The organism is Enterobacter vonholyi (genome assembly GCF_040834095.1).
GTDB classification, from domain to species: domain Bacteria; phylum Pseudomonadota; class Gammaproteobacteria; order Enterobacterales; family Enterobacteriaceae; genus Enterobacter; species Enterobacter vonholyi.
On record NZ_CP162152.1, the window covers coordinates 2,577,594 to 2,602,004 of the forward strand.

Consider the following 24,411-nt stretch of genomic DNA (forward strand, 5'->3'; position numbering starts at 1 on the left):
TGCTTATTCAAACATAGGCGGATAGAGACCGTGACGGCCCGGACGAGCGCCCCCTGCCGGGTCGAACAGCAGGGTGAAAAGCTGCCCGGTAAAGTTACCGCTGTGCACGTGGGTGTACAGCGGGTAGCCGTCGCAGCGGTTGGTCCACCAGTAGCTGGTCTGACGCAGAGGATCAAAACATTCAGCCGCCTGAGGCCAGCCCAGCGTGCTCTGGCCGTCCTCGTCATAGCCAATCACATCAAGTATGTCGGAACGCTTTTGCGGCTCGACCGGCTGCGGCGCCGGAATGGTCATCAGCATTTCGTCGAGCTGCGAGGCGGAAAAACTGTTGCGCACCGCGTGCAGCCCCAGGCGCCCAATCTGCTGATACCAGCTTTCGGCCTGGCTGAGCAGGCTGGTCGACCATTCGGACGGCGCGAAGCTCAGCTGAAGGCAAACAGGATACTGTCGGCCAACGCTGTCGCGGCCGGGCAGCAGACAGCCCATCTGGATCATCTGGCTGCCCAGCATGGGCGGTACCACAAAATTCCAGACTGGCGCTTTCTGAAACTGGCGCTCGCCGCTGCGCTGCTCTTCCTGCTGCCAGGCCAGCAGGCCGACCTGGAACCAGTGTGACCACTGGCGCTGTAAAGTGTCAGGAAAGCGACGCTGCAAAAAATCTCCGGCGCTGGGTAACTTGCCATACCAGCTGTAGCGGTTCATCGCAGGGGTATTCGTCATACGGCTGTCCTTGCGGTTATGGGCATGAGAAACGGGGAAGCTGGAACGGGTTACGAATGCTGTTTGGCGCAAACTCCAGCGTGACCTGATGTCCGTCGACGTTGAAGGTGGCCTGACGGCTCAGGCTACCCGCCCCCGGGCTGGTGCTCGCTTTATCAAAGAAGCGGTTCAGCGCCCAGGAACCGTTGGTCACCAGCGTCGCCGTGCTGCCGTTCGTCAGCCCCAGCTGCATGCGCACCTGGTTGGTGCCGCCCGGCCCCGGCCAGTTCATGATCTGCACGGCCTGCGGGCCGTGGCTGTAGCGCAGCAGCTGGCCGTCAACGTCCAGCGTCAGGTTCAGAATGGAGTTATCCATTCGCACGGTGCGAACCGTCACCTTAAAGGACGGCGTGGTTGCGCCGTTAGCAAAGAAGGCGTCGCGAATCGACTGGGCCTGCTGGAACGGTCTCAGCAACCCTTCACTGCCCGGCAGCGTTTTACCGTCGATGCCCGGCATAAAGCGCCAGTTTGCCTGGGTGGTGTCCACTTTGCTGGTCAGGTTATCGCGAAAGAAGGTATCCATCAGCCCGGTCCCCGGTGCAAACATGCGCGCGAGATCGTCAGGGGTGACCTCGGTGCTGGCGCTGCGCACCAGCGGGTAGCGACCGGCAATTGCCTGGCGGCAGAACCCGCCCACTTCAACGTTAATACGCTTCCGTACGTTTTCCAGGTCACGACGCTGGGTATCGCTGCTGGCGCCCACAGCCATGTTGCTGAACATGGTTTGCAGCCCGCCCGGCAGACGACCGGCGCTGGCCTGCAGGCGGCTGATCGCCTCCCCGCCCGGCGCCGGCATGCCGCTGTTGGCCGCATCCTGAACGGCGGTCAGGTAGCGATACAGCTCATCCACCTGCTTGAGAAAATCGTCAAACACGATGGTCTTCCCGCCCTTCTCCAGCGGCTGGGCCAGCTCAATCATCGGCGCGTAGTGGTCGTTCACCAGCTGCTCCGGCGCCTGGGTAACCGCGGCGGCCTGCGTCGGCGCATTGTCATTATTACTGAACAGCGCTTCCAGCGTGCGGGTGGCGCGGTTGCTTTGCGCCTGCGCTTTACCCGCATCTTCCGGCGCTGGCGTATCGCGTGAGAGCGTCAGGACCTGGCTCAGGTTCTGCACCAGACGGCGCAGCGGCGAATTGGCGCCGGAGAGCAGGCGCGCGGTGTTGATGCGCTGGGAAAGATCGGCGCTGTTGTTCAGCTGAATGTCGGCGAGGAAGCGATCCCAGTTTGCGATAAAGTCGCGCATGTAGAGCTGGCGCACGGCGTTGTCGATCTGCTGTTTATCCTCCTGCGCCGTCGCGGCCCCCAGCACCCAGGCGTCGTCCTCGTGCAGAGCGGTGGTTACGCTGTCAATCTGGCCGTTAAAGCTTTTCCAGTAGCCGTCCGGCGTATAGAGCCCCGGTACGCCTTCGCTGACCGGCTTGCCGCTTTTGCGGGAAAATACCAGCTCGCTCTGCGGCCCGCCCAGGTCAGAAAGGGAAACCGGCTTCAGGTTTTCATCATGCTCCAGCAGGCGCTTGAGACGACCGTACACCCGCGTGGAGAGCGGCTGCTGGCCGATCATCGCCCTTTCGCGGGCAACCAGCGATTCGTCCTGCGCGTACGGCGAGGCCTGAATTTTCGGCTCCAGCAGCTGCGTCAGGTGCCATTCAAGCTGCTGCAGCTGCGCCTTCGTGACGTTCTGCGGCAGATTCCGCTGCAGGTTGAGCATCACCCACGAATGCAGGAATTTACCGTCGTAGTGCTTTGGCTGATAGAGCATCTGATAGGCTTTCAGCGCTTCATAGCTGTATTCCACATCGCTGCCGTTGTCGTTACGAAGCCAGGTGGTGATGTGCATGGCAACGGCAGGGAGCAGCATCTGATCCAGCGCTTTCTGATACAGCGACTGCGAGGCGTCGCTGACGTCATCCCCGCGATAGAGTCCCATACGGCGGGATACCGGCGGATCGTTGACATCAAACGCGTCGCTTTTCGGCAGGTCAACCAGACCGTTCAGCAGCGGCAGCAGATCGAACAGGTCACGCTGGGTCTGGTTCTGTAAGGCTTTGCTCTGCTGGTCCAGCAGCGGCACCTTCGCATCCACCTCTTCCAGGTAGGCCTTGTTTTTGGCATAGCTGGTCAGCCACAGACCGCCCAGGATCACCAGCAGGGCCAGCAGCGCCGCGTAGCCGGACCATATCACCGCCCGGTTGCGCAGCTCCCACCAGCGGTTTTCGCCTGCGATCCCGGCTTCCTGGAAGATGACGTTTTGCAGCAGGTTCTTAATGAAGAAACTCTGGCCTTTTGCGCCCGGGATTGGCGCTTCTTTGCTGACTGAATCCCAGTTATCCGCCTCTCCCCCTTCCGGCAGCGACAGCGCGCGGTTCAGTTCGCCCATCACGCGGTCGAACGGCATGCCTTCCTGCGTCCCGCTGGCGAAGTAGATCCCGCGCGGAGAGAACTCGGTTTCGAAGTTGGAGCGGGCGAAGACGGTGCTCAGGTAGTCCGCCAGCAGCGGACGCAGCGCGGCGAACTCCTGCGGGAAGAGATACGCTTCTGCGCGAGTTTTCGCGTCATGCTCTTTCAGCATGGTTTCCGGCAGCCCGGCATCGAGGCGCTGCTGCAGCAGAGAAAACTCCTGCTGGAAGTTGCCCATCAGGTCGTAATCGGCGTGTTTGGTTTGCTCCCACGGCAGCGTAAAGCCCCAGATCTGGTCGCGCTGCGCTTTATCGTAGTCGGCAAACCAGGCGCGGAAGCCTTTAAGCAGGTCGGCCTTGGTCACCATCACGTAGACCGGGAAGCGGATACCCAGCTGTTCATGCAGCTCGGACAGGCGCTGGCGCAGGTTCACCGCCTGCTGGCGGGACGCCTCGGCAGACTGGGTCAGCAGGTCCGAAATGCTGATCGTGACGATGACGCCGTTAATCGGCTGGCGGCGACGGTACTTGCGCAGTAACCCCATGAACTGCAGCCACTCACCGGCATCCTGCGCCTGCTCGCTCTCCTGGGTGGTATAACGACCCGCGGTGTCCAGCAGCACGGCCTCGTTGGTGAACCACCAGTCGCAGTTACGCGTGCCGCCAATACCCCGCAGCGCGGTCTTACCGAAGCGGTCGGCCAGCGGGAACTGCAGCCCGGAGTTGACCAGCGCCGTGGTTTTACCGGATCCCGGCGCGCCGATAATGACGTACCACGGCAGCTGATAGAGATATTGCGTGCTGAAGCGCTGCGTCCACTGGGCGCCCTGGCCCGCTTTGCTGAAGTGCGCTTTTTTAAGCATCTGCGCGGCTTCATCAAAGCGGCTGGCGAGGATCTGCTCCTCGTTGTTCAGTCGCTTCTGCGGATCCGCTGCTTCCGGGCTGGCGGTATTCTCCTTGAGCTTGTCCATCAGCTTGCGGTTCAGCCAGGCATTGTACAGGCGCGGCAGAATGTGGCCCTGCGCCCAGAGCAGATAGACCACGGCAATGCTGATAATACGGTTCTGTTCAGATTCAAGCGGTCGGGTGTCCACGATGGACAACAGAGGACCAATCATCCAGATCACCGCCGCCAGCGCCGTTACGCCGAGGAAGCTCCACAGAATGCGGTTGGTCAAAATGGAAAGAAGTGTAGTCAGCATTCCTTAGTTTCCTTGCGGCAATCCGTTCAGCTCGGCCTGAGTGTTTTCAGGCGACACCAGCAGAGTAATTTCCACACGGCGGTTTCGGGCGCGGTTTTCAGGCGTCGTGTTTGGCGCCACCGGGTTAATCTCGCCCCGCCCTTCCGCTTTCACGCGGCCAGGCTGAGAGAGGCTTCCCTGCAGCATTTTTTGTACCGAGCGGGCGCGTTCCAGAGAGAGTTCATAGTTGGAGGCAAAGCGCGCGCTGCGGATCGGCACGTTGTCGCTGTAGCCCACCACCAGAATTTTGCCGCTGACGTTATTCATCGCCTGCGCAATGCGGCTGATGACCGGTTCATAGCGGTCGCGCACGACGGTCGAGGCAGAGGCAAACAGCCCGTCGCCTTTCAGGATAACGACGCTGCGATCCGCTTCGTCTTTCACCGCGACGAGGCCAGCCTCGATCTCCGGTTTCAGGAAGCCGCGAAGGTTAAGCACCGCCGGTAGCTGACGGGCCGGTTGCTGAATAGTGGTTTCCGGCAGCTGGGACTGGTAAATCTTCGCCAGCACCGGGTTGGTGCTGTCGCCAAGACGCCAGTTAAGCACGATATAGAAGAGACAGGCGATAAACCCGGCCAGCGCCACGCAGGCCCACAGAGGAACCATCGGCCGCCAGAGCTTACGCAGCACGGGACGATCTTCCGGATGGGGAGAAAGCGGCGGCGGATAGCTGCCGCGCACGCCGCGGATCATCTGCCACAGCCGCTGCTTGATGGTCTCAAGCTGGGTGCGGCCGTTATCCAGAACCCGATAGCGTCCCTCGAAGCCCAGCAGCAGGCAGTAGTTGATCATCTCCAGCAGCAGAATGTGCTCGCGCGGGTTCTGCGACAGGCGCGCCAGCAGCTGGAAGAACTTCTCGCCGCCCCAGGTTTCGTTATGGAACGTCACCAGCAGACCGTTGCTGGACCAGACGCCGCTGCTGCCCCAGGGGGTGAGCGCGGCGGCCTCGTCGAGCGCCGTACACAGGCAGTAACGTGCCCCGACGATCACTTCGTAGGGGAGCCCTGCCTGCTGGCAGCGGACTTCAAAACGGCGAATTTCATCGATCAGGCGCTGGCGTAACGCCACCTGATCGTCATGGGAGACCGAATGACGGATCTGCGGAATCGCATTGAGCAGCGGATTGGCGGCCGCCACCAGCTGATTGTTGCTACTGGCCCCGGTAAACGCGGCATCGCTGCCGGTGTCCTGTCGTTCCTGCATATTAAGCGCTCGCTTTATTATTCTGTCGGGCTACGGATGGCCCAAAACTCCATATCCAGCCCCGGGAACTCCCCTGCAAGGTGCAGGGCGAATGCGCCGGACTTATCCATCTCGTGCCACAGCTCGCTGCCCTTCTCGAGCTCGAAGTAGCTGTAGCCGGCATGCCACGGGATCTGCGGCGGCGCGACCGGCATGGCCCGCAGCATAATGCCCGGCAGCTGAAGCTGAACCAGATCGCGGATTTTCGACACCGGTGCGACCTTCATCTGCGCCGGGAAATGGGTTTGCAGGTGTTCGCCCGGCACGTTGGCTTTTACCGCCAGCACGAAGCCGAACTCACGCACCATGCTGGTTTCAGGCACCGTGGCGATGTTGAGGCCGTGAGAGCGCTCGTTAAGCGGGATCTGAATCGCGTGGTCTTCCATCACCAGCGACAGCCCCTGACGCAGCATCAGCATCAGCTTGCTGAAGCAGTTTGCCAGATCGTCATGATCGTAAATCGGCAGCTCGCTTTCGGCGGTCCGCTGCGACGTCCAGGTGGCAAGTTCGGTCGCAAACGGCAGCCAGCTGCGCCAGAGCGTTTCCGGATGCAGCAGCGGGAGGGTTTTTAAATGAGACACCTCGCCCAGATGACGGTTAACCAGCGACAGCAGCGTGAACTCAATCAGTTCAGAGGTATTAAAGCGACCGGGCTGGCGCAAACGACCGCCAATTTGCTGGCTGCGCTGTACCAGCAAGCCGTGCAGATCGTTGATCATGCTGTAGATCTGCGGGCTGTTGTTGGCATTGAGCATCGGCGGGATGTAGCTGTTGTCGAGCCGCACGTGGTTGTCGTTACGTTTCTCCGTCACAAACGCCACGCCGATGGCGGTCCATTCTGCCGTGAGGTCTTTTTCCAGCATCAGGGTCAGACGCAGGCGGCCAAACTGAACGGTGGCATCTCCCACCGACATGGCGTTGTCGTCTTCCACCTCTTGCTCGAACGCGATAAAGCGCGCCAGCGAGGCAGGCTCTTCGCTGAAAATCACCTCTTCTCTCTCGCCACGACGAACCGGCAGCGCGAGCACCACCTTTTCGTTAGTGAGATTGTCAGGAATTTTCAGCGGTACAGGGCCGTTGCGCCCGTTACGGACCTGGAAAAAGGTGCCGTCCGGCAGCAACCCACTGCAGTAGCTCAGGGCTATGCATCCCTGACGAAGCATCGCTTCATCCAGTTCAACGTCAAGAAAGCCCCAGAGATACGATCGCTGCAGCGCGCCCCATTCACGAACATGGTTGAGCAGATAGCTTTCAGTCCGCTGAAAATGGTGTGGACGCAGGAACATGCCTTCGGTCCAGACGACCTTTTCTGCTTTCGTCATGATGATGTATTTCCTGTTTTGAAGCGCGTTACTGGCTGATGACCCGAATGCCGTTCACGTCGAGAAAAACGTTGGCCTGGAGTTCATCTGCGGACCATTTCCAGAACTGGTAGATATGATTTTCGCCAGGCACGGGCAGAGGAAGTGAAACGCGCCATTTTTTGCCATCCAGCACCTGATACTCCGCCATCACGCCGATGTAGCGAGCCTCCGGCGAGCTTTGCCCGCTGAGAGTTTTTGACAGCTGTCCCGGCATCAGGAAGAACACATCGCTGTTCAGCAGATTCGCGCCAAGCGTGGCTGACGCGTTGTTCTGCAGGGAGTAGAAGTCGCTGGACATGAAATCCGCATCGGATTTCAGCAACAGCACCCGAACCTTAAGCGGCGCAGATTCATTGATTTGTGGATGAGCCTGAAACTGCAGATTGTAGCGGGAGGGGTCGCTGTGTGAAGACGACGAACAACCACCGATCAACGCGAAAATCACCGCGTAAAAGAATAACCACAGCTTATGAAAATTTTTATTATTCATAAAAATGCGCTCATGAAAGCCGTTTAGTTCAGGATCCAGGTACCGTTAGCGCTGTCTTTGCAGGCTTTGCTGTTACCATCGACATCGACACAGGTCGCTTTTTTACGCGTCTTCGGACGAATAGCCTGTTTACGCACGGCGGCGTCGTACAGGTCGGCCTTGATCACGGCGCGCATCGGGACGTAACCAATCAGCTGCTCGTTACCTTCATCGGCAAGCGCCATCCAGTAGTGTTCAACCTGACCCAGCACCACGTACGTTTTTCCGGTATCAAGAGTGCGGATAACTTTACCGCCGAAGTCAGGACGGCTCATCAGAGAGGCCGGATACATAGCACGATACGGCTCGTTGACCGGCGTGAACTCCGCCGGCGGGGTAACAGCGTGACGGTGGGTTAAGGTGACGCCGTTGACCTGACTGGTCTCGATCGTATCGTCGTTGATCACAGGTTTCTGCGGCGCTTTACAGCCCGCCACCGCCATTACAAACAGAAGTGAAAACAGTACGCGCATTTTCATATGCTTTTCCGTAGCGATATTTCGATGATGAAGATAAGAGGGTGAAGTTTGACTTAAGTGCTATTGTTAAAATAGCCAGGATATTTTCGGGGCGTTACTATTTTAAGGGGATAGCTACCGCACGAGCCCTTCAGAATAAGGCCCAGCGTCTTCCTGACATATTTTGACAAACGGTAAGCAAGTTTACATGAGCTTTGCCTCAATTCAATATTTACCGTTGCGTAACTGTTGCTAAATGAAGCAGTCGGAAAATTATAGGATTAATCCTATGAAAAAACCCGACATAGCCCAAACTCTCTTATTTCCCTACCAAAATACACTGCAACCTAATGTTTTATATAGCAAAAATATAAAATAGAAATACTTTCATTAACGCAATACAGCTATTATCGCCACTACCATAATTAGTAGAATTTGCGTATTGATGAGGTCAGCAGAATATATCAACGATGAATTATTTGTTGCACTAACAGAGTATCTTTAATATCGATCGGACTCTAAGACTTGAATGTGACTATTTCACTTATGTTGCAGGGCGTTAATTTCACGCCTAAAAATAACTTTATATTTCTCGTTATGGCAATTATCCCGTCAGGCCTAAATTTTATCTATTAATCATTAAGCCTGAGTTAACTTTCCTGACCTTATAGCAGCCGAAAATGCTCGCGATAGCCCGCCAGCTGTGAATGTTTTTTATTGCCACCGCTCAAAGGCTTCATTCGAAACTTTATTGGTGCTACATCTTCTCCTGCTCGCCCCATCTATCTTGCTTACCGTGCGATAGATAAGATTTATTATTAAAATGATAAAAAATCGTTATAATTTCTTTAAATATTTCAACGTCAGACCCTATAAACAACTGTAATAAAAAGAATTTAAGTTAAAGCATCTTTTCGTGCCGCACGCGCGTCACCATCCGGTCGTCATTGCATTCACTTATCGTTCTTTGCAGCGCTTTTAGGGGTTCAGACGTTGTGTGACCGAACAAATCAGGAGTGGGTATGAACAAGAAAAGACGCTCGGTGCCGGGTATCAGACACTATGACGGTCCTGCCGGCGGCTGGGGCGCATTGAAAGCGACGGCCATTGCAGTACGTACCCAAATGGATACCCTTGATGCCCCCGCGACGCTGCTGCGCACCAACCAGCCTGACGGCTTTGACTGCCCGGGCTGCGCGTGGCCGGATAAAGAACACAAATCGACCTTCCAGTTCTGCGAGAACGGCGCCAAAGCGGTGACCTGGGAAGCCACCAGCAAACGCGTTACCCCCGCGTTTCTGGCCGAAAACAGCGTCTCCTCGCTGCTGGCAAAATCGGACTTTGAGCTGGAAGGTTACGGTCGACTCACGCATCCCCTGCGCTATGACCCGGCAAGCGATACCTTCCGGCCCGTCGCCTGGGACGAGGCGTTTGAACGCATCGGCGAAGTGCTGCGCGGGCTTGAACCGGACCAGGTTGAGTTCTATACCTCCGGGCGGGCCTCTAACGAAGCGGCTTATCTGTTCCAGCTGTTCGCTCGCGAATACGGCACCAACAATTTCCCCGACTGCTCTAATATGTGTCACGAGGCCACCAGCGTCGGTTTGCCGCGTTCGATTGGCATCGGGAAAGGCACCGTCTCGCTGGATGATTTCGACAAGACCGAGCTGGTTATCTCCATCGGTCACAACCCCGGCACGAACCATCCGCGAATGATGGGCACCCTCCATGAGCTGGCCCGCCGCAACGTACCGATTATCGTCTTTAATCCGCTGCGCGAGCGCGCCCTCGAACGTTTCGCCGATCCGCAAAGCGTGATTGAAATGGCAACTTACGGCTCTACGGATATTGCCTCAACCTACTTCCAGGTAAAGGCCGGGGGCGACGCCGCCGCGCTGAAAGGCATAGCTAAACACCTGCTTGAAATGGAGGCCGAACGCGGCGACGTGCTCGATCGCGCGTTTATCGCCGAACATACCCAGGGCATTGAAGATTTCACCGCCGATATCGCACAGACCCGCTGGGACGAGATCGAGCGGGAGTCAGGTCTCAGTCAGGCGGCCCTCAAAACGGTAGCCGAGGCATATGCGAAATCGAATGCCACCATCATCACCTACGGGATGGGCATTACCCAGCACAATAAAGGCACGGCCAACGTCCGCCTGATCGCTGACCTGCTGCTGCTACGGGGGAATATCGGCAAGCCCGGTGCGGGAATATGCCCCCTGCGCGGTCATTCAAACGTTCAGGGGAACCGTACCGTCGGGATTAGCGAGAAACCCACGCCGGCCTTCCTGAACCGTCTGAAGGACGTTTTCGGCTTTGAGCCGCCGTCTCACCATGGACACGATGCGGTGCAGGCCACGCAGGCGATGATCGACGGCCGCGCGAAGGCGCTCATCTGCCTCGGGGGTAATTTTGCGGTGGCGATGCCCGATCACGAACGTGGTTTTCCGGCGATGGGTAACCTGGATTTGAGCGTGCACGTCGGCACCAAGCTGAACCGCACCCATCTGCTGGTGGGCAAAGAGACCTTTATTTTCCCGTGTCTTGGCCGTACCGAGCTGGATGTTCAGGCTACCGGTCGTCAGTCCATTACCGTCGAAGACTCGATGTCCATGGTCCATGCCTCATCCGGCAAGCTGAAACCCGCCTCACCGTTACTCCGTTCGGAACCGGCTATCGTCGCCGGCATGGCGAAAGCCACGCTGCCGGAAACCCGCGTGGACTGGCTGATGCTGGTTGAGGATTACGACCGCATCCGCGATCTGATCGAGCAGACCATCCCGGGCTTTGAGAACTACAATGCGCGGATCCGCGTTCCCGGTGGCTTCCGTATGCCGCTGCCGCCCACGCAACGCATCTGGCCAACGGCGACGGGAAAAGCGATGTTCTCGGTGTTCGACGGTGTTCACGAGAACGCCAGCGGCGAAGGTGAGCATGTTATGCGGCTAATCACGCTGCGCAGCCACGACCAGTACAACACCACCATTTACGCCCTTGACGACCGCTACCGTGGCGTATTTGGCCGCCGCGACGTGTTGTTCATGAACGAGGACGACATGGCGCAGTCAGGGCTGGAGCACGGCGACCGCGTGGATATCGAAACCGCCCTCCCCGGCAGCGTTCAGCGTCTGAAAGACATTACCGTGGTGGCGTACAATATCGCTCCGGGGACCGTCGGCGCCTATTATCCGGAGGCCAACGTGCTGGTACCGCTGGATTATCTGGATAAGGACAGCGGTACGCCGTCGTATAAATCCGTTCCGGTTCGCATCACCCTGCGCTCAAAAGAGATCCGCATGCTGTAAGGCTGTTCGCGCAGAGAAAAGATGGATATTAAACAGTTAAAATATTTAATCGCGCTCGACGAGACCCGCCATTTTGGCAAGGCGGCCTCGCAGTGCAACATCACCCAGCCGACCCTCTCCATGCGCATCCGCAGCCTGGAAGAGGAGCTGGGGCTGGTGCTGATTTTGCGCGGACAGCGCTTTGAAGGGTTTACGCCGGAAGGGGAGCGTATCCTTGCGTGGGCCCGCGCGCTGCTGGCCGCGCACGACGGGCTGCAGGCGGAAGCGGCGCTGTGCAAAGGCCAGGTGGTGGGCGAATTACGTCTCGGGATGGTGCCGCTGGCGAGCGTGGATCCGATGATCTTTATTCGCCTGCTGACCCAAAAATATCCGGAGCTGACCTACAGCCTCTATTCCATGTCCTCCGCGCAGATTGCCGACGGCGTCAGCCGCAATCAGCTTGAGCTGGGAATTTGCTACCTCAACAGCATCGACACCAGCCTGTTCGATATTATCCAGCTACCCAAAACCAAGATGGGCCTGCTGCACGACGTCCGCCATTTCCAGCTCGGCCAGGAGACGTTGACCTGGCGCGATCTGACGGATTTTCCGCTGGGGTTTCTGACTAAAGGGATGCATTACCGGGCGCATATGGAGGCCAGCTTTAAGTCTGCAGGCATCGAACCGGCGTCCGTTTTCGAGAGCGACTCCACGTTTCAGATCATACAGGCGGTGCAAAGCGGCGTATGCTGCGCCGTGATGCCGCTGAATAACGGTCTGGAAGATCTGAACAGTAATTTCAGGATTGTCCCCATCGCCGACGCGAATATTGAGGCCCCTGTCGGCCTGATTATGCGCAGGCAGAAGCCCGTCTCCTCGCTGGCGCTGCGCTGCTTTACCGACGCGCAGGAGATTTATCACGCCAACAATGAGGCGTAGGCCTGGCGCGTCACCACGCTAAAACCGTCAATCAGCACCGCGCCGCACACGGCCCGATATTCCGGCAAACTCACCAGCGCGCGGAGCGCATCGCGAAGGGCATCAAGGGTGTCAGGCGAGGTGTGGTGCGAGGTAATGAGCGGCAGCCCCGGCGTCAGAGGGGTATGGTCAATCACCGCCAGCCCCGTCAGTCTTTCCGGCTCGTGACGCTGCAGCAACGCCCAGGTCACGCAGTCGATGGCCGCGATATCCCCTGCCCCGCGTTTGACATCGATCAGCGACTGGCGATGGCTGCCGCTGAAGGACGTTTGCGCGAAAAATGGACCGTTGCCCGCCAGGGGAGCGACTATTTTTCGCAGCGCATTGTAGCCGGACTGCGAATCCGGAGAATTACATACCGCACGACGTCCGCGAAAATCCGCCAGCGTGAGATGCCGATCCTCCTCGCGCACCACCAGAAAGCTGCGGTACTGGATCCCTTCGCAGCCAGGTGCCACGTAGTGAAAACAGCCGACCACCTGCACGTCCGGAAGCTGGGTAACCAGCGGATAACCGCAGGTCTGGCTGAGGACAAGCGCAGGCTGTCGCCAGTGGGTCAGCAGATCGGACTCCGGCCAGCCGGGATCGCGATCGACGGACACACCGCGCGCAGCCAGCAGCCCTTTTACCGCCAGCCAGAGCGCAAGGGTGTCGGCGCGATCCACAGCATACATGGGAAACGCCAGCAGGTTACTCATACCCTTCCCCCTGTTGTTTTCCTGGGTGAACGGTGACGTCAACGGGCCTGCCCCAGAACTGACGCAGCCATTCACCATAGCCCCTGACGAGAAAACCGTGGTTTCGCTGCCGGTACGCCTCCCGGTTTTGCTGGTAGATCGCCTTCAGCCCGTACCAGGGCACGCCCGGCAGATCGTGATGTACTGAATGGTAGTTGAGATTCAAAAACAGTACCCGCCAGAACAGCCCGGCCTCGTTAATGACGGAGCGCGCCAGCGGATCGTCCGCCGCGCGATGCTCGAAAAACGATCGGACCTTGGTCAGCGCCAGCGCCGGATAGCTGACTGCCAGCACGAACCAGAAGGGAGAAAAACCGACGTGCGTCATCCAGGCGAAGAGCACCACCAGCAGCAAAGCGTGCACCAGCCACATCGTCATTGCGCACAGGTGAAGGTGACGAAATGCCGCCGCGGCGCTGCCCAGCGTCTGAAGGATATCCAGCAGCGGTGCCAGCATCAGCCGTCCGGCAAAGGTATTCCGGGCCCTGATAAGCCGTTTCTGCCAGGGAGAAAAGCGCGCCCAGCTCTCGTCGGTAAAATAGTACGACTCCGGGTCATCCACCGGATGGGTCAGGCTATGGTGCCGATGATGGGCGAGATGGGAGTCCCGGTACAGGCCGTACGGATACCAGACCGACAGCGGGAGCGTGCCAAACAGCTGGTTCAGCCAGGCAAAACGGGTGGGATGCCCGTGGATCAGCTCATGCTGCAGCGACATGTACCAGGCGGTAAACCCGATAAGCAGCAGCGTGGCGGGCAGCAGACCCAGCGTTTGCCAGAACGCCAGCGTGGTAAACCAGCCTGCATAAATAGTGATAATCAGCAGCCACGTGGGCAGTTCGCTTCGCCATAAAAAACCCGATGCGAGGTGGCGGATTTGTTCGCGTTGTTGCGGATGTAAATAGAGGGAGCTTCGTTGACTCATTCCTTCAGACGCCGTTTCGCCAGAGATAATTCTCTGACGATCGGGGAAAACGCCTGAAATAACAAAGAACATTAATCGCTTTGCTTTGCCAGAAACGTGGGGGTCATGCGTTCCTTGACTTATTCTGTAATAAAGGTACTTTTCAGGACATGAAAAAGATCCTGATTATTGTTCCCGACGGCGGCATGCTGTTTGAAGCCGCCGGTATCGCCGACATTCTGATGCAGGCCAACCGGCTGCATCCGGAAGGGCTTGCGCAGCCCCGCTACCGGATTATCATCGCCACCACGCAGCCTCACCAGGTGATCCACGGCCAGTCCGGCCTGAATTTGCTGGCGGACTATCGCCTGCCGGAACTGGATCCACGTGAACCGCTGGATACCATTATCATCACCGGACGCGGCATGAACGAGCAGGAGAGCACGGCGGTGGTTGACTGGCTGCACCTCGCTGCGCCGCACGCCCGGCGGGTAGCCTCTATCTGCGGCGGCGCGATGCTGCTGGCCCAGACCGGCCTGCTGGACGGTCGCCGCGCGACCACCCACTGGCGGCTGCTGGAGACAATGCAGACACAGTACCCGTCAATCCGGGTCGAAGGCGGCCCGCTGTACATTCAGGACGGCCCCATCTGGACCTCCGGCGGCGTCAGTTCCGGGTTCGATCTGACCCTGGCGCTTGTAGAGGACGATTACGGATTTACCCTCGCCCGCGACGTCGCGCAGGATATGGTGATGTACCTGCGCCGTCCCGGCGGGCAGCTGCAGTTCAGCCGCTACAGCCTTCAGCAGCCCGGCACATCCGGTCCGATAAGCGAACTGCAAACCTGGATCCTGCAGAACCTCACCGCCGATCTGTGCGTGGAAAATCTGGCCGAGAAAGCGGCAATGAGCCCGCGTAACTTCACCCGCGTGTTTACCCGCGACGCGGGAGTCTCTCCCGCCCGCTATGTGACCGAAGCGCGCCTGGCCGCGGCCCGTCAGCTGCTTGAGCAGACCCATGACTCCCTTGAGCGCGTTGCCGAGCAAAGCGGGTTTGGCACCAGCATTAACTTGCGCCGCATCTTTGAGAAACAGCTTCACCTTACGCCCGGCGAGTACCGCCAGCGCTTCCACTGCCGCAAGATGGCGTAATCTGATCCTTTTTTGTCGTTTACGCCAACCTGCCCGACGCCTACAGTGACTCCAGACAACAGAGATAAGGAGTGCACCATGGTTAAGGTCGGTATTAACGGTTTCGGCCGTATCGGACGTAATTTCCTGCGCGCGGCGCTGGGCAACCCGGCTCTGCAGATTGTGGCCATTAACGATCTGACGGACAGTAAAACCCTCGCCCATCTGCTGAAGCATGATTCCCTTCTGGGCACGCTGCCCGCGCCCGTTGAAGCGGGTGACGGCGCGCTGCAGGTAGACGGCCAGCGGATCGCCGTATTTAGCGAACGCGATCCGGCGAATATCCCGTGGCGTGAAGCTGGAGTAGACGTGGTGATTGAGGCCACCGGCTTCTTTACCGAGCGAGAGAAAGCGGCGGTGCATATCACCCACGGCGGCGCTAAGCGCGTCATCATTTCCGCTCCCGCGAAAAACGATGATCTGACGATTGTGATGGGCGTCAACCATGAGCAGTACGATCCCGCCAAACACGCGGTGGTAAGCAACGGGAGCTGCACCACGAACGGTCTGGCGCCGGCCGCTCAGGTGCTGCACCAGCAGTTCGGGATTGAGCATGGCCTGATGAACACGACGCACGCCTACACCAACAGCCAGGCGCTGCACGATCAGCCGGAAAAAGATCTGCGCGGCGCACGCGCGGCGGCGCTGTCGATTGTGCCTTATTCAAGCGGTGCGGCGAAAGCGCTGGGGAAAGTGATCCCTTCCCTTGACGGCAAACTGACCGGGTACTCCCTGCGCGTGCCGGTGCCGGTGGTGTCGATTGTGGATTTAACGGTAACGCTGAGCCGTCACGTAACCGCCGAAGAGGTGAATGACGCGTTCCGCAACGCGGCCGCCAGCGGGCCTCTTAAAGGCATTCTGGGCTATAGCGATGAACCGCTGGTCTCCAGCGACTACCAGGGCGACCCACGCTCCTCAATTATCGACGGGCTTTCCACGCTGGTGATAGGCGGGAACATGGTGAAGATCCTGGCGTGGTATGACAACGAGTGGGGCTTCTCTAACCGCCTGGTGGATCTGGCGGTCTTTATGGATAAGAAAGGGCTGTAAACCTGAGGCCGGGTAGCACGAACGCTCACCCGGCTAAAAAATCACTCCGCTTTAACTTTCACACCCATAAACACAATCACCATCGCCATCACCAGCAGGAAACCGCTTCCCGCGAATACGCCGCTGGCGCCGTTAAGATCAAACACTGCCCCACCTCCGGCCGCACCGGCGCTTATCGCCAGCTGGATTGAGGCCACCAGCAGCCCTCCTGCACTTTCGGCTTCATCCGGAACGGTAGTGGCAAGCCAGGTTGACCAGCCCACCGGAACCAGACCAAATGCAAAGCCCCACAGCGCGACCAGCAGCCCGTCCAGCATCGCCAGATGACCAAAGGCGACCATCATGAGCGCGAGAACGCCCATCGCAAACGGCACCAGTGCCAGCGTCAGGCGCAGATTGCGTGCCAGCAGATGCCCTGCAACGGACGTACCCACAAAGTTGGCGATCCCAAAGCCCAGCAGGATCAGCGAAATGGTCTCCACGCTCGCCTGTCCCACCGTCTCCAGGAACGGACGCAGGTAGGTAAAGAAGGCGAAATGGCCGCTGAAGATCAGAATGGTCGCCAGCATGCCGCCGATCATTCCCGGACGACGCAGCACGCGGAACAGCGTACTCAGGCTGCCGCTGCTCTCCGGCTTCATGGACGGCAGCACCCAGAGCTGCCACAGCAGCGCCAGCATGCTCGGCAGAATGCAGAGTACAAAGACGTTGCGCCAGCCGATCAGGCTGCCCAGATAGCTGCCGAGCGGCGCCGCGACCACCGTGGCTATCGATACGCTGGAGAAGATCACCGCCAGCGCTTTCGGCACTTTATCTGCCGGAACCAGACGCATCGTGGTCGCCGTCGACATCGCCCAGAATCCCCCAATGGCTACCCCCAGCAGCAGACGCCCCATCAGCAGGACGTGCAGGTTGGGCGCAAAGGCCACCAGCAGGCTGGAGATAATTTGCAGGACCGAGAAAAACATCAGCACCCAGCGGCGGTCGATACTTTTGGTGGCTGGCGTAATCAGCAGCCCGGTGACCAGCGCCACCAGCGCGGTGGCGGTGACGGCCTGTCCGGCCATTCCCTCGGTTACGCCCAGGCTCGCGGCCATGGGCGTTAACAAACTCGCCGGCAGAAATTCTGCCGTAATCAAACCAAATACCCCCAGCCCCAGTGAATAGACGGCCCGCCAGGCGGGTTTTGCAGGCGCTACCGCCTCGCTCGCCGTGACACATGAACTCATCTGTTGATCTCCCGTTATAAAAATGTGACTAGTGTCGCAAAAGAATAGAAGGTTCACCCTGGACGATCTATGACATATAATCTCCACTTATTGATTATTCGTCCGGAGTTGTGCCATGACCGTACAGTCACCCGATCTGATCAGCGAACTTTTACGCGGCATGCGTCTTTCAGGCGTGAAATACCGGCGGATCCAGGCCAGCGCGCCGTTTGGCGTCGCGTTTCATCAGGCGCCCGGCCGGGCACAGTTTCATTTTGTGAGCCACGGTAGCGCCCTGCTGCGCATGGAGAGCGGTGCAACGTTCGAACTGAGCGGTGGCGACGCCCTCTTTATTCCCGGCGGGAATTCCCACGCCCTGCTCTCTGACGAGCAGGCCACCATTACGCCCATCAACGCCTTCCCGAGCGAGCCTATCTGCAGCTCGGTGTGTGCTATCACCTGCGAGCCCTGCCCGGAAAGCGAGAATACCCTCATCTTTAGCGGGTGCATGGATTTTGAGCTGGGCGGGATGCAGCCGCTGATCAAAGCGATGCCGGAAGTGATGATGGTCAGCCGGCTGATGTCCACCTGGCCGGAAATTCATCCGCTGCTGGCGGCGATGGAGCGGGAATCCGCGGCGCGTCAGGCCGGGTATGCCGGGATCCTTGCGCGCCTTGCCGACGTGGTGGCGGCATTAATCGTGCGCGGCTGGGTTGAAGGCGGCTGCGGTAAAGCCACCGGCTGGGTGCAGGTTCTGCGCGACCCGCGCCTGAGCCGTGCCATTTACGCCATGCACCAGCAGCCAGGCCTGAACTGGAGCGTCGCGGATCTGGCAAAAGAAGCAGGCACGTCCCGCTCCGTGTTCGCCGAACGGTTTCTGGCCGCGACGGGAACCACTCCGGCAAAATATCTCAGCGAGCTGAGAATGCGGCTGGCGATTCAGTACATTCGGCATGAAAATCAACCCATTGAAACCGTCGCGCTGCGGCTGGGATACGGCTCCCTGGCGGCCTTCAGCCGGGCATTCAAGCGCATTATTGGACATGCGCCGGGCACGCTGCGGGAAGCCAGCCAGACCGCGGAAGAGGTCTGAAAGACCGGCAATATTTAACGCGAAGCGGGCAATATTCGTCTAAGGTTTTCAGGTGATTGACAACAGCGGTCACGCTGTTTAGTGAAGACAGGAGACGAACTGATGATAAGACCTCGTACACTACGCCCCGCGTTTTTGCCCCTTGCGTTAGGCGGCGCGCTGCTCGGCGTAACGACACTGGGATATGCCGACGATAGCCCCGCAGCCCAGACAACCTCACCCGATATTTTGCTGGGCCCTCTGTTTAACGATGTGCAAAGCGCCAAACTGTTTCCCGATCAGAAAACCTTTGCTGATGCCGTCCCCAAAAGCGACCCGCTGATGATTCTGGCGGACTACCGGATGCAGCACACGCAGTCCAGCTTTGACTTACGCCACTTTGTCGAGATGAACTTTACGCTCCCTGCGGAAGGGGAAAAATATGTTCCGCCTGCTGGACAAAGTTTACGTGAGCACATTGACGATCTCTGGCCCGTGCTGACGCGCACCACCGGTAAAGCCAGCAACAAATGGGATTCCCTTCTGCCGTTACCGAAACCTTACGTTGTGCCCGGCGGACGTTTCCGCGAGGTTTACTACTGGGACAGCTATTTCACCATGCTGGGCCTGGCAGAGAGCGATCATTGGGACAAAATCAGCGACATGGTGGATAACTTTGCCTATGAGATTGACACCTTCGGCCACATTCCCAACGGCAACCGCAGCTATTACCTGAGCCGATCCCAACCGCCGTTCTTCTCGCTGATGGTGGAACTGCTGGCAACGCACGACAGCGATGCGCTGAAGAAGTATCGTCCGCAGATGGAGAAAGAGTATGCCTACTGGATGGACGGCGTCGACGCCCTTCAGCCGGGTCAGGCCAACAAGCGCGTGGTGAAGCTGGACGACGGCGCTGTTCTCAACCGCTACTGGGACGACCGCGATACCCCGCGTCCGGAGTCCTGGCTTGACGATGTGAATACTGCCAAAAGTAACCCTAACCGACCCGCGACCGAGATCTATCGTGATTTACGTTCCGCCGCGGCCTCGGGCTGGGACTTTAGCTCCCGCTGGATGGACGACCCGCAAAAGCTCGGCACCATCCGGACCACCAGCATTGTTCCCGTGGATCTGAACGCCCTGATGTTTAAGATGGAAAAACTGCTGGCGCGGGCAAGCCAGGAGAGCGGTGACGCCGCCAGCGCAAGTAAATACGAAGCGCTGGCTACGGCGCGTCAGAAATCCATCGAGAGCCACCTGTGGAATGATAAAGAGGGCTGGTACGCGGATTACGATCTGAAGAGCAAGAAGGTACGCAATCAGCTCACCGCCGCAGCCCTGTTCCCGCTTTACGTGAAGGCGGCGGCGCAGGATCGTGCCGATAAAGTCGCCGCGGCAACCTCGTCGCGCCTGTTGAAACCGGGCGGGATAGCGACAACCACCGTAAACAGCGGCCAGCAGTGGGATGCGCCAAACGGCTGGGCCCCCCTGCAATGGGTGGCTGCGGAAGGGCTGCAGAATTACGGGCAAGAGAAGGTCTCGATGGACGTGACCTGGCGCTTCCTGAAGAACGTTCAGCATACTTACGACCGGGAAAAGAAACTGGTTGAAAAGTATGACGTGTCGACCACCGGTACGGGCGGCGGCGGCGGCGAGTATCCGCTGCAGGACGGCTTCGGCTGGAGCAACGGCGTGACGCTGAAAATGCTGGATCGGGTCTGCCCGAAAGAGAAACCTTGCGACAGCGTGCCGGAGAATCGGCCTGCGGCGAATGATGAGGCTGCGCCGGTAAAAGCGACGGCGCAGTAAGGGAGTAATGCCGGGTGCGGCTACGCCTTACCCGGCCTACATTTTGAACTCACAGGGAGTTACCTAGAAGCTGTAACTCGCCCCTAGCTGATACGTCCTGTCACGCCCAATCCAGCAGTTGGTCGCATCGTAGCAGGTCAGCGTCTCTTTGTTGGTGATGTTCTGCGCGCTGGCCTTAAGCGTCAGCCCTGCCAGGGAAGGCAGGATCTCGCCCATCCGATATGAAGCCGCCAGATCGTACTGGGTGGTGCCGCCCAGCTTACCCGTATCGTTAGCCGGAGAGATCTCCATTGGCCCGGTGTAGCGTGCGCCTGCGCCCAGCATCAGCCCTTTCAGCGCGGTGCTCTCAAAGGTGTAATCCCCCCAGAGGTTAAAGGCATTCTCCGGGACCTGCGTCGGACGTTTACCTTTGTACTTGTCATCTTCCCTGTTGATCGCGTGGGTGTACGCATAGTTGGCAATCAGCGTCAGGTTGTCCGTCGGACGGCTAATGGCGGAGAGCTCTGCCCCTTTAGATTCCACTTCCCCGGTCTGACGATAGTTCAGGAAGCCCGGATCGGAGGTGACGACATTTTTCTGACGGATGTTAAACACCGAGGCGGTAAAGGTGGTAGCGTAGTCGGCCAGCAGATATTTTACCCCGCCTTCCACCTGCCTGCTGGTGGTTGGCTTAACGTCTTTCGCCACGAGCGTGCCCTGCGGCGACACCGGCGCAAAACCTTCGGAATAGCTGATAAACGGCGAAATCCCGCTATCGAAGGCGTAAAGCGCGCCCAGGCGTTTGGTGACGCGATCCTGCGACACCCAGGCCTTATCACCGTTTTGCAGGTAGTTGGTGGTGACGGAGCGGTAATCATCGTAGCGCAGGCTGCCCAGCAGGTTGAGACCGCCAAACTCTACCTGATCCTGCAGGTAGTAACCGTTTTGCTGATAGCTGAGGCGGTTTTTCTGGGCGGTATAGAGCCCCAGCGCGCTTTCCTGGATTTGCGAATAGTCAGGATGCCGCATATCGATACCCGGCGTGGCCGACGCGTAGCGGTAGTGGAAGTGGGAGTTCAGCTTCTGGTAGTCAAACCCGGCCAGCAGGTGGTGTTTCCACTCGCCCAGCGCAACGGTTTTGGTCACCTGGTTGTCAATGTTGAAGCTCTGCAGATCTTCATCCGTGGTGTAGGCAAAGCGGTTGAGCTGATAGACCTCGCTTCCCGTCCCCGTTGCATACACGCTGCGCTGATGGGTATCGACATCAAAATAGCGCGCCTTCTGATTAAAGCCCCAGCCGCTGTCAAATTCATGTTCAAAGCTGTAGCCCAGCATCCACTGACGCTGCTTAAACCCGCTCCACTCATCACCGGCGTAGTCGCGCTTGCCCGCGTATTTCGAGCGCAGGTAGGCGAGCGGCAGCGGGTTAGACGGCGTCAGGCTCGGGGTGTTTTGCGCCAGCGCGTCCAGGGTAAGGCGGGTTTTGCTGTCGGGTTGCCAGGCAACGGACGGGGCAACCAGGTAGTTTTCATACCGGGTGGAGTGCGGCTGATCGTCGTTTTCCGTGGCTTTGCCCAGCAGACGGTAGTTCCAGTTGCTGTCGGCAACCTGCCCGGTTGAATCGAGATAGCCCTCTTTCAGATTACGGTTTCCGGTGTTAACGCCGATTTCGGTTCGGGCTTCACGCTGCGGTTTTTTGCTTTGAATATTCACCAGCCCGCCCGGTGAACCGCCGCCGTAAAGTACCGATGAGGGGCCTTTCAGGATATCAACGCTGTCAATCAACAGCGGATCGATTCGCGCTTTGGTATTGCCGGTAACGTTATAGGGCAGCTGCAGCCCGTTGTAGAACTCCTGGTCGACGGTAAAGCCACGAATTTTATATTCGCTCATGTACGACGTATTCCCCCGCACCTCGGTTGAAACGCCCGGAGCATAGCGCAGGATTTCATTCACGGAATTAGCATGACGCTTTTCAATTTCCGGCGCAGAGACGGTCGTGATGACCTGCGGCGTTTTACTTTCGGCAACGGCCGATTTCGTGGCGCTGTTCGTCCAGGCCGGCAGCGCGCTGCCCTGCTCTGAGCCGGTGACGACGATAGTGGATTCTTCGGCGAATGCCGGAACATGCAGTGCGAGCGTGACGGCGCCTGCCAGGGCGCATAGCGTAAAACGTGAGGTATTCATAATGTCGTCTTGTTGTTAGATGCAATACGGAACGACAATTATTATCATTTAGATTAACAAATCAATACGCAGGCAAAAAAACGGCCCTCCTCAGAGAGCCGTTTATGTGAATTTATGCTCGTCGCAGTAACCTGAATATGCCCAGCACCACAATGGCACCCACGACAGCGACCAGAAAACTGTGCAGGTCGAAACCACTTATGTTGCCTCCAAAACCAAACATCGTCGCCAGCCAGCCGCCCACAACCGCACCAACGACCCCGAGTACACAGGTCAAAATAAAACCGCCGCCATCGTTTCCCGGCATGATCAGTTTAGCGATAGCGCCAGCAATAAGACCAAAGATAATCCAGGCGATGATACCCATAGCGATGCCCTCTTGCAGGTTTAACGCATGCGCAGAAAACCTTCTGCACAGCTAACTTAAGTATAGGTCATCGCCGGAAAACCATTTTCATCTCACCGACTTATCTTTGGTTAAACAGGCAAAAAAACTCACCGGTTTGTATTAAGTTTCATTGCAGATTGCCGATAACGCTAAGACAGTCTGTCATCAATCAAGGAGCCATCCGGCGTGAGTCATTACAGTGAGCAGTTCCTCAAGCAAAATCCGCTGGCTGTATTAGGGGTATTACGCGACCTGCAAAAAGGTGAAGTGCCGCTGCGCATCAGCTGGTCGAATAATCAGTTCATCAGCAAGATCCTTGACGCCTCGCAGGATCGGCTGGTGATTGATCTAGGCAGTCAGGAGTACGAAAACCGCGCGGCGCTGAAAGCGGAGAACATCGCGGTGATGGCCGAAACGCAGGGGGCCAAAGTGGAGTTTGTCCTGTCGCGACTGGAACTCAGCGAATACCAGGGACTTCCGGCTTTTGTGACCCCCCTTCCGACCAATCTCTGGTTTGTTCAACGTCGTGAATATTTCCGCATCAGCGCCCCGCTCCATCCCGCCTATTTTTGTAAGGCCAAAATGCCGGACAAAAAAGAGATCCGCTTTCGCCTCTTCGATCTGTCGCTTGGCGGCATGGGCGCACTGATGGATACGCCGAAACCCGACGGGCTGGTAGAGGGCATGCGGTTTACGCAAATTGAACTGGATATGGGTGGCTGGGGTCGCTTCTATTTCGATGCGCAGCTGATTGCCATCAGCGACCGCACCGTCGTGGACAGCAAAAACGAAACCATCACCACGCCGCGTCTGAGCTTCCGCTTCCTGAACGTCGGGCCAGGCGCAGAGCGTGAGCTTCAGCGTATTATCTATTCCCTGGAGCGGGAGGCGCGGGAACGCGCAAATAAAGTCCTGTGAAGAAATCGGGCAGCGTGACCGCCGCCCGTCTGCGGCATTACATGGCATCCATCGCTTTCTGTACCTTCCAGATATAACGAGGCGCCTGTGGTGCCGGATGATTTTTCGCCACGTGTTCAAAGAATTCGTCTTTGTCCATGCCGTTAATCTCTTCAATCGCCTCTTTTCGGTCAGAAGAGAAGGTTCTGAGCAACGCGCCGGCACCGTTAACGTAAGACACCACCAGCGCGTACTGCATCACCTCCGGATCCTTAATGCCCTTCAGCACGCCATGCTCCATGATGCTCAGATAGGCCGTGCCCATTGAAATGTTGCGTTCCGGGTTCTTCAGCTCGCTGGTCGACGGCTGGCCGCTCCAGCCCATATAGCGGTAAACTTCTTTCCCCGCCGTTGACGCTTTAAGCTGCATCAGGCCCACCGCGTTGGATTTGCTGACGAGGGTGGGATTACCGCCTGACTCCACCGCGATGATCGCCGTGATGAGGCGCGGACTGACGCCCCAGGCCTTCCCGGCTTGCTCACTGATCGGCATCCACTGCATGGCCCGCTTCACCGGCACTTCCGGATTCCAGGGCGGGTTTTGATAATCATGTTTTGAACTACAGCCAGCGAGCAACACAATCAAAAAAGCAAACCATCTCAGTTTCACGTCATCTATCCTTATAGCCGGTCATTGCGGTGCGCCGCTCTTGAAGCAGGCGGCGAATAAGCG

At 58.2% G+C, this 24,411-nt stretch carries 19 protein-coding genes; 7 read left to right on the forward strand and 12 right to left on the reverse strand.

All coding sequences use genetic code 11. The features are described from left to right. Positions 1 to 3 precede the first annotated feature (3 nt). The 6 genes from tagF to AB3N39_RS12185 are packed head-to-tail and all read right to left on the reverse strand — an operon-like array spanning position 4 to position 8,010. Entirely contained in the window at positions 4 to 720 is a 717-nt protein-coding gene (gene tagF / locus AB3N39_RS12160; RefSeq protein ID WP_029740102.1) for a type VI secretion system-associated protein TagF, read from the reverse strand. Between the two features lie 16 nt (positions 721 to 736). Then, positions 737 to 4,357: a type VI secretion system membrane subunit TssM gene (gene tssM, locus AB3N39_RS12165; protein ID WP_367896757.1), complete on the reverse strand. Its 3,621-nt coding sequence runs from the start codon at positions 4,355 to 4,357 to the stop codon at positions 737 to 739. Between the two features lie 3 nt (positions 4,358 to 4,360). Continuing rightward, the gene (locus AB3N39_RS12170) at positions 4,361 to 5,599 is read right to left on the reverse strand and encodes a DotU family type VI secretion system protein (RefSeq protein ID WP_115875529.1); all 1,239 of its coding nucleotides are present in this window, start codon (positions 5,597 to 5,599) and stop codon (positions 4,361 to 4,363) included. Positions 5,600 to 5,616: 17 nt separating this feature from the next. Then, on the reverse strand, positions 5,617 to 6,960 hold the full coding sequence (gene tssK / locus AB3N39_RS12175) for a type VI secretion system baseplate subunit TssK (protein ID WP_367896758.1): 1,344 nt from the start codon (positions 6,958 to 6,960) through the stop codon (positions 5,617 to 5,619). Positions 6,961 to 6,988: 28 nt separating this feature from the next. Next, positions 6,989 to 7,492 carry a type VI secretion system lipoprotein TssJ gene (tssJ, locus tag AB3N39_RS12180; protein ID WP_133294656.1) on the reverse strand — a complete coding sequence of 168 codons (504 nt, stop codon included), beginning with the start codon at positions 7,490 to 7,492 and terminating at the stop codon, positions 6,989 to 6,991. 23 nt (positions 7,493 to 7,515) lie between these two features. Further along, complete coding sequence (locus tag AB3N39_RS12185; protein WP_111964770.1) at positions 7,516 to 8,010, reverse strand: SH3 domain-containing protein; 495 nt, start codon at positions 8,008 to 8,010, stop codon at positions 7,516 to 7,518. 1,001 nt (positions 8,011 to 9,011) lie between these two features. Between AB3N39_RS12185 and AB3N39_RS12190 the strand changes: the two genes are divergently transcribed. Further along, positions 9,012 to 11,300 carry an FdhF/YdeP family oxidoreductase gene (locus AB3N39_RS12190; RefSeq protein WP_248174465.1) on the forward strand — a complete coding sequence of 763 codons (2,289 nt, stop codon included), beginning with the start codon at positions 9,012 to 9,014 and terminating at the stop codon, positions 11,298 to 11,300. A gap of 21 nt (positions 11,301 to 11,321) precedes the next feature. Beyond that, positions 11,322 to 12,218: a LysR family transcriptional regulator gene (locus AB3N39_RS12195; RefSeq protein ID WP_325848359.1), complete on the forward strand. Its 897-nt coding sequence runs from the start codon at positions 11,322 to 11,324 to the stop codon at positions 12,216 to 12,218. On the opposite strand, the gene AB3N39_RS12200 is transcribed toward AB3N39_RS12195, so the two are convergent. Next, complete coding sequence (locus AB3N39_RS12200; RefSeq protein ID WP_136195756.1) at positions 12,197 to 12,955, reverse strand: phosphate/phosphite/phosphonate ABC transporter substrate-binding protein; 759 nt, start codon at positions 12,953 to 12,955, stop codon at positions 12,197 to 12,199. The genes AB3N39_RS12195 and AB3N39_RS12200 overlap by 22 nt on opposite strands. Further along, complete coding sequence (locus AB3N39_RS12205) at positions 12,948 to 13,919, reverse strand: fatty acid desaturase (RefSeq protein WP_325813583.1); 972 nt, start codon at positions 13,917 to 13,919, stop codon at positions 12,948 to 12,950. Before AB3N39_RS12205 ends, AB3N39_RS12200 begins: the two co-directional genes overlap by 8 nt. A 149-nt stretch (positions 13,920 to 14,068) precedes the next feature. Here AB3N39_RS12205 and AB3N39_RS12210 point away from each other — a divergent pair, with 149 nt between their 5' ends. Both AB3N39_RS12210 and gap read left to right on the forward strand, forming a co-directional pair. Then, entirely contained in the window at positions 14,069 to 15,049 is a 981-nt protein-coding gene (locus tag AB3N39_RS12210; RefSeq protein ID WP_111964774.1) for a GlxA family transcriptional regulator, read from the forward strand. A 78-nt stretch (positions 15,050 to 15,127) separates the two neighbouring features. Beyond that, on the forward strand, positions 15,128 to 16,138 hold the full coding sequence (gene gap, locus AB3N39_RS12215) for a type I glyceraldehyde-3-phosphate dehydrogenase (RefSeq protein ID WP_367896759.1): 1,011 nt from the start codon (positions 15,128 to 15,130) through the stop codon (positions 16,136 to 16,138). A gap of 41 nt (positions 16,139 to 16,179) precedes the next feature. On the opposite strand, the gene AB3N39_RS12220 is transcribed toward gap, so the two are convergent. Then, the gene (locus AB3N39_RS12220) at positions 16,180 to 17,367 is read right to left on the reverse strand and encodes an MFS transporter (RefSeq protein ID WP_367896760.1); all 1,188 of its coding nucleotides are present in this window, start codon (positions 17,365 to 17,367) and stop codon (positions 16,180 to 16,182) included. 115 nt (positions 17,368 to 17,482) lie between these two features. Here AB3N39_RS12220 and AB3N39_RS12225 point away from each other — a divergent pair, with 115 nt between their 5' ends. Both AB3N39_RS12225 and AB3N39_RS12230 read left to right on the forward strand, forming a co-directional pair. After that, on the forward strand, positions 17,483 to 18,439 hold the full coding sequence (locus AB3N39_RS12225; protein ID WP_111964777.1) for an AraC family transcriptional regulator: 957 nt from the start codon (positions 17,483 to 17,485) through the stop codon (positions 18,437 to 18,439). 102 nt (positions 18,440 to 18,541) lie between these two features. Beyond that, the gene (locus AB3N39_RS12230; RefSeq protein ID WP_136195761.1) at positions 18,542 to 20,227 is read left to right on the forward strand and encodes an alpha,alpha-trehalase; all 1,686 of its coding nucleotides are present in this window, start codon (positions 18,542 to 18,544) and stop codon (positions 20,225 to 20,227) included. A gap of 63 nt (positions 20,228 to 20,290) precedes the next feature. On the opposite strand, the gene AB3N39_RS12235 is transcribed toward AB3N39_RS12230, so the two are convergent. Both AB3N39_RS12235 and AB3N39_RS12240 read right to left on the reverse strand, forming a co-directional pair. Beyond that, positions 20,291 to 22,393, reverse strand: coding sequence for a TonB-dependent siderophore receptor (locus AB3N39_RS12235; protein ID WP_325848371.1), 2,103 nt, complete (start codon positions 22,391 to 22,393; stop codon positions 20,291 to 20,293). A gap of 112 nt (positions 22,394 to 22,505) precedes the next feature. Beyond that, on the reverse strand, positions 22,506 to 22,760 hold the full coding sequence (locus AB3N39_RS12240) for a GlsB/YeaQ/YmgE family stress response membrane protein (RefSeq protein ID WP_008502662.1): 255 nt from the start codon (positions 22,758 to 22,760) through the stop codon (positions 22,506 to 22,508). A gap of 207 nt (positions 22,761 to 22,967) precedes the next feature. Here AB3N39_RS12240 and AB3N39_RS12245 point away from each other — a divergent pair, with 207 nt between their 5' ends. Beyond that, positions 22,968 to 23,699 carry a flagellar brake protein gene (locus AB3N39_RS12245; RefSeq protein WP_023312174.1) on the forward strand — a complete coding sequence of 244 codons (732 nt, stop codon included), beginning with the start codon at positions 22,968 to 22,970 and terminating at the stop codon, positions 23,697 to 23,699. Between the two features lie 37 nt (positions 23,700 to 23,736). Here AB3N39_RS12245 and emtA read toward each other — a convergent pair whose 3' ends face one another. After that, positions 23,737 to 24,348 carry a membrane-bound lytic murein transglycosylase EmtA gene (gene emtA, locus AB3N39_RS12250; RefSeq protein ID WP_024909815.1) on the reverse strand — a complete coding sequence of 204 codons (612 nt, stop codon included), beginning with the start codon at positions 24,346 to 24,348 and terminating at the stop codon, positions 23,737 to 23,739. Positions 24,349 to 24,411: the final 63 nt, after the last annotated feature.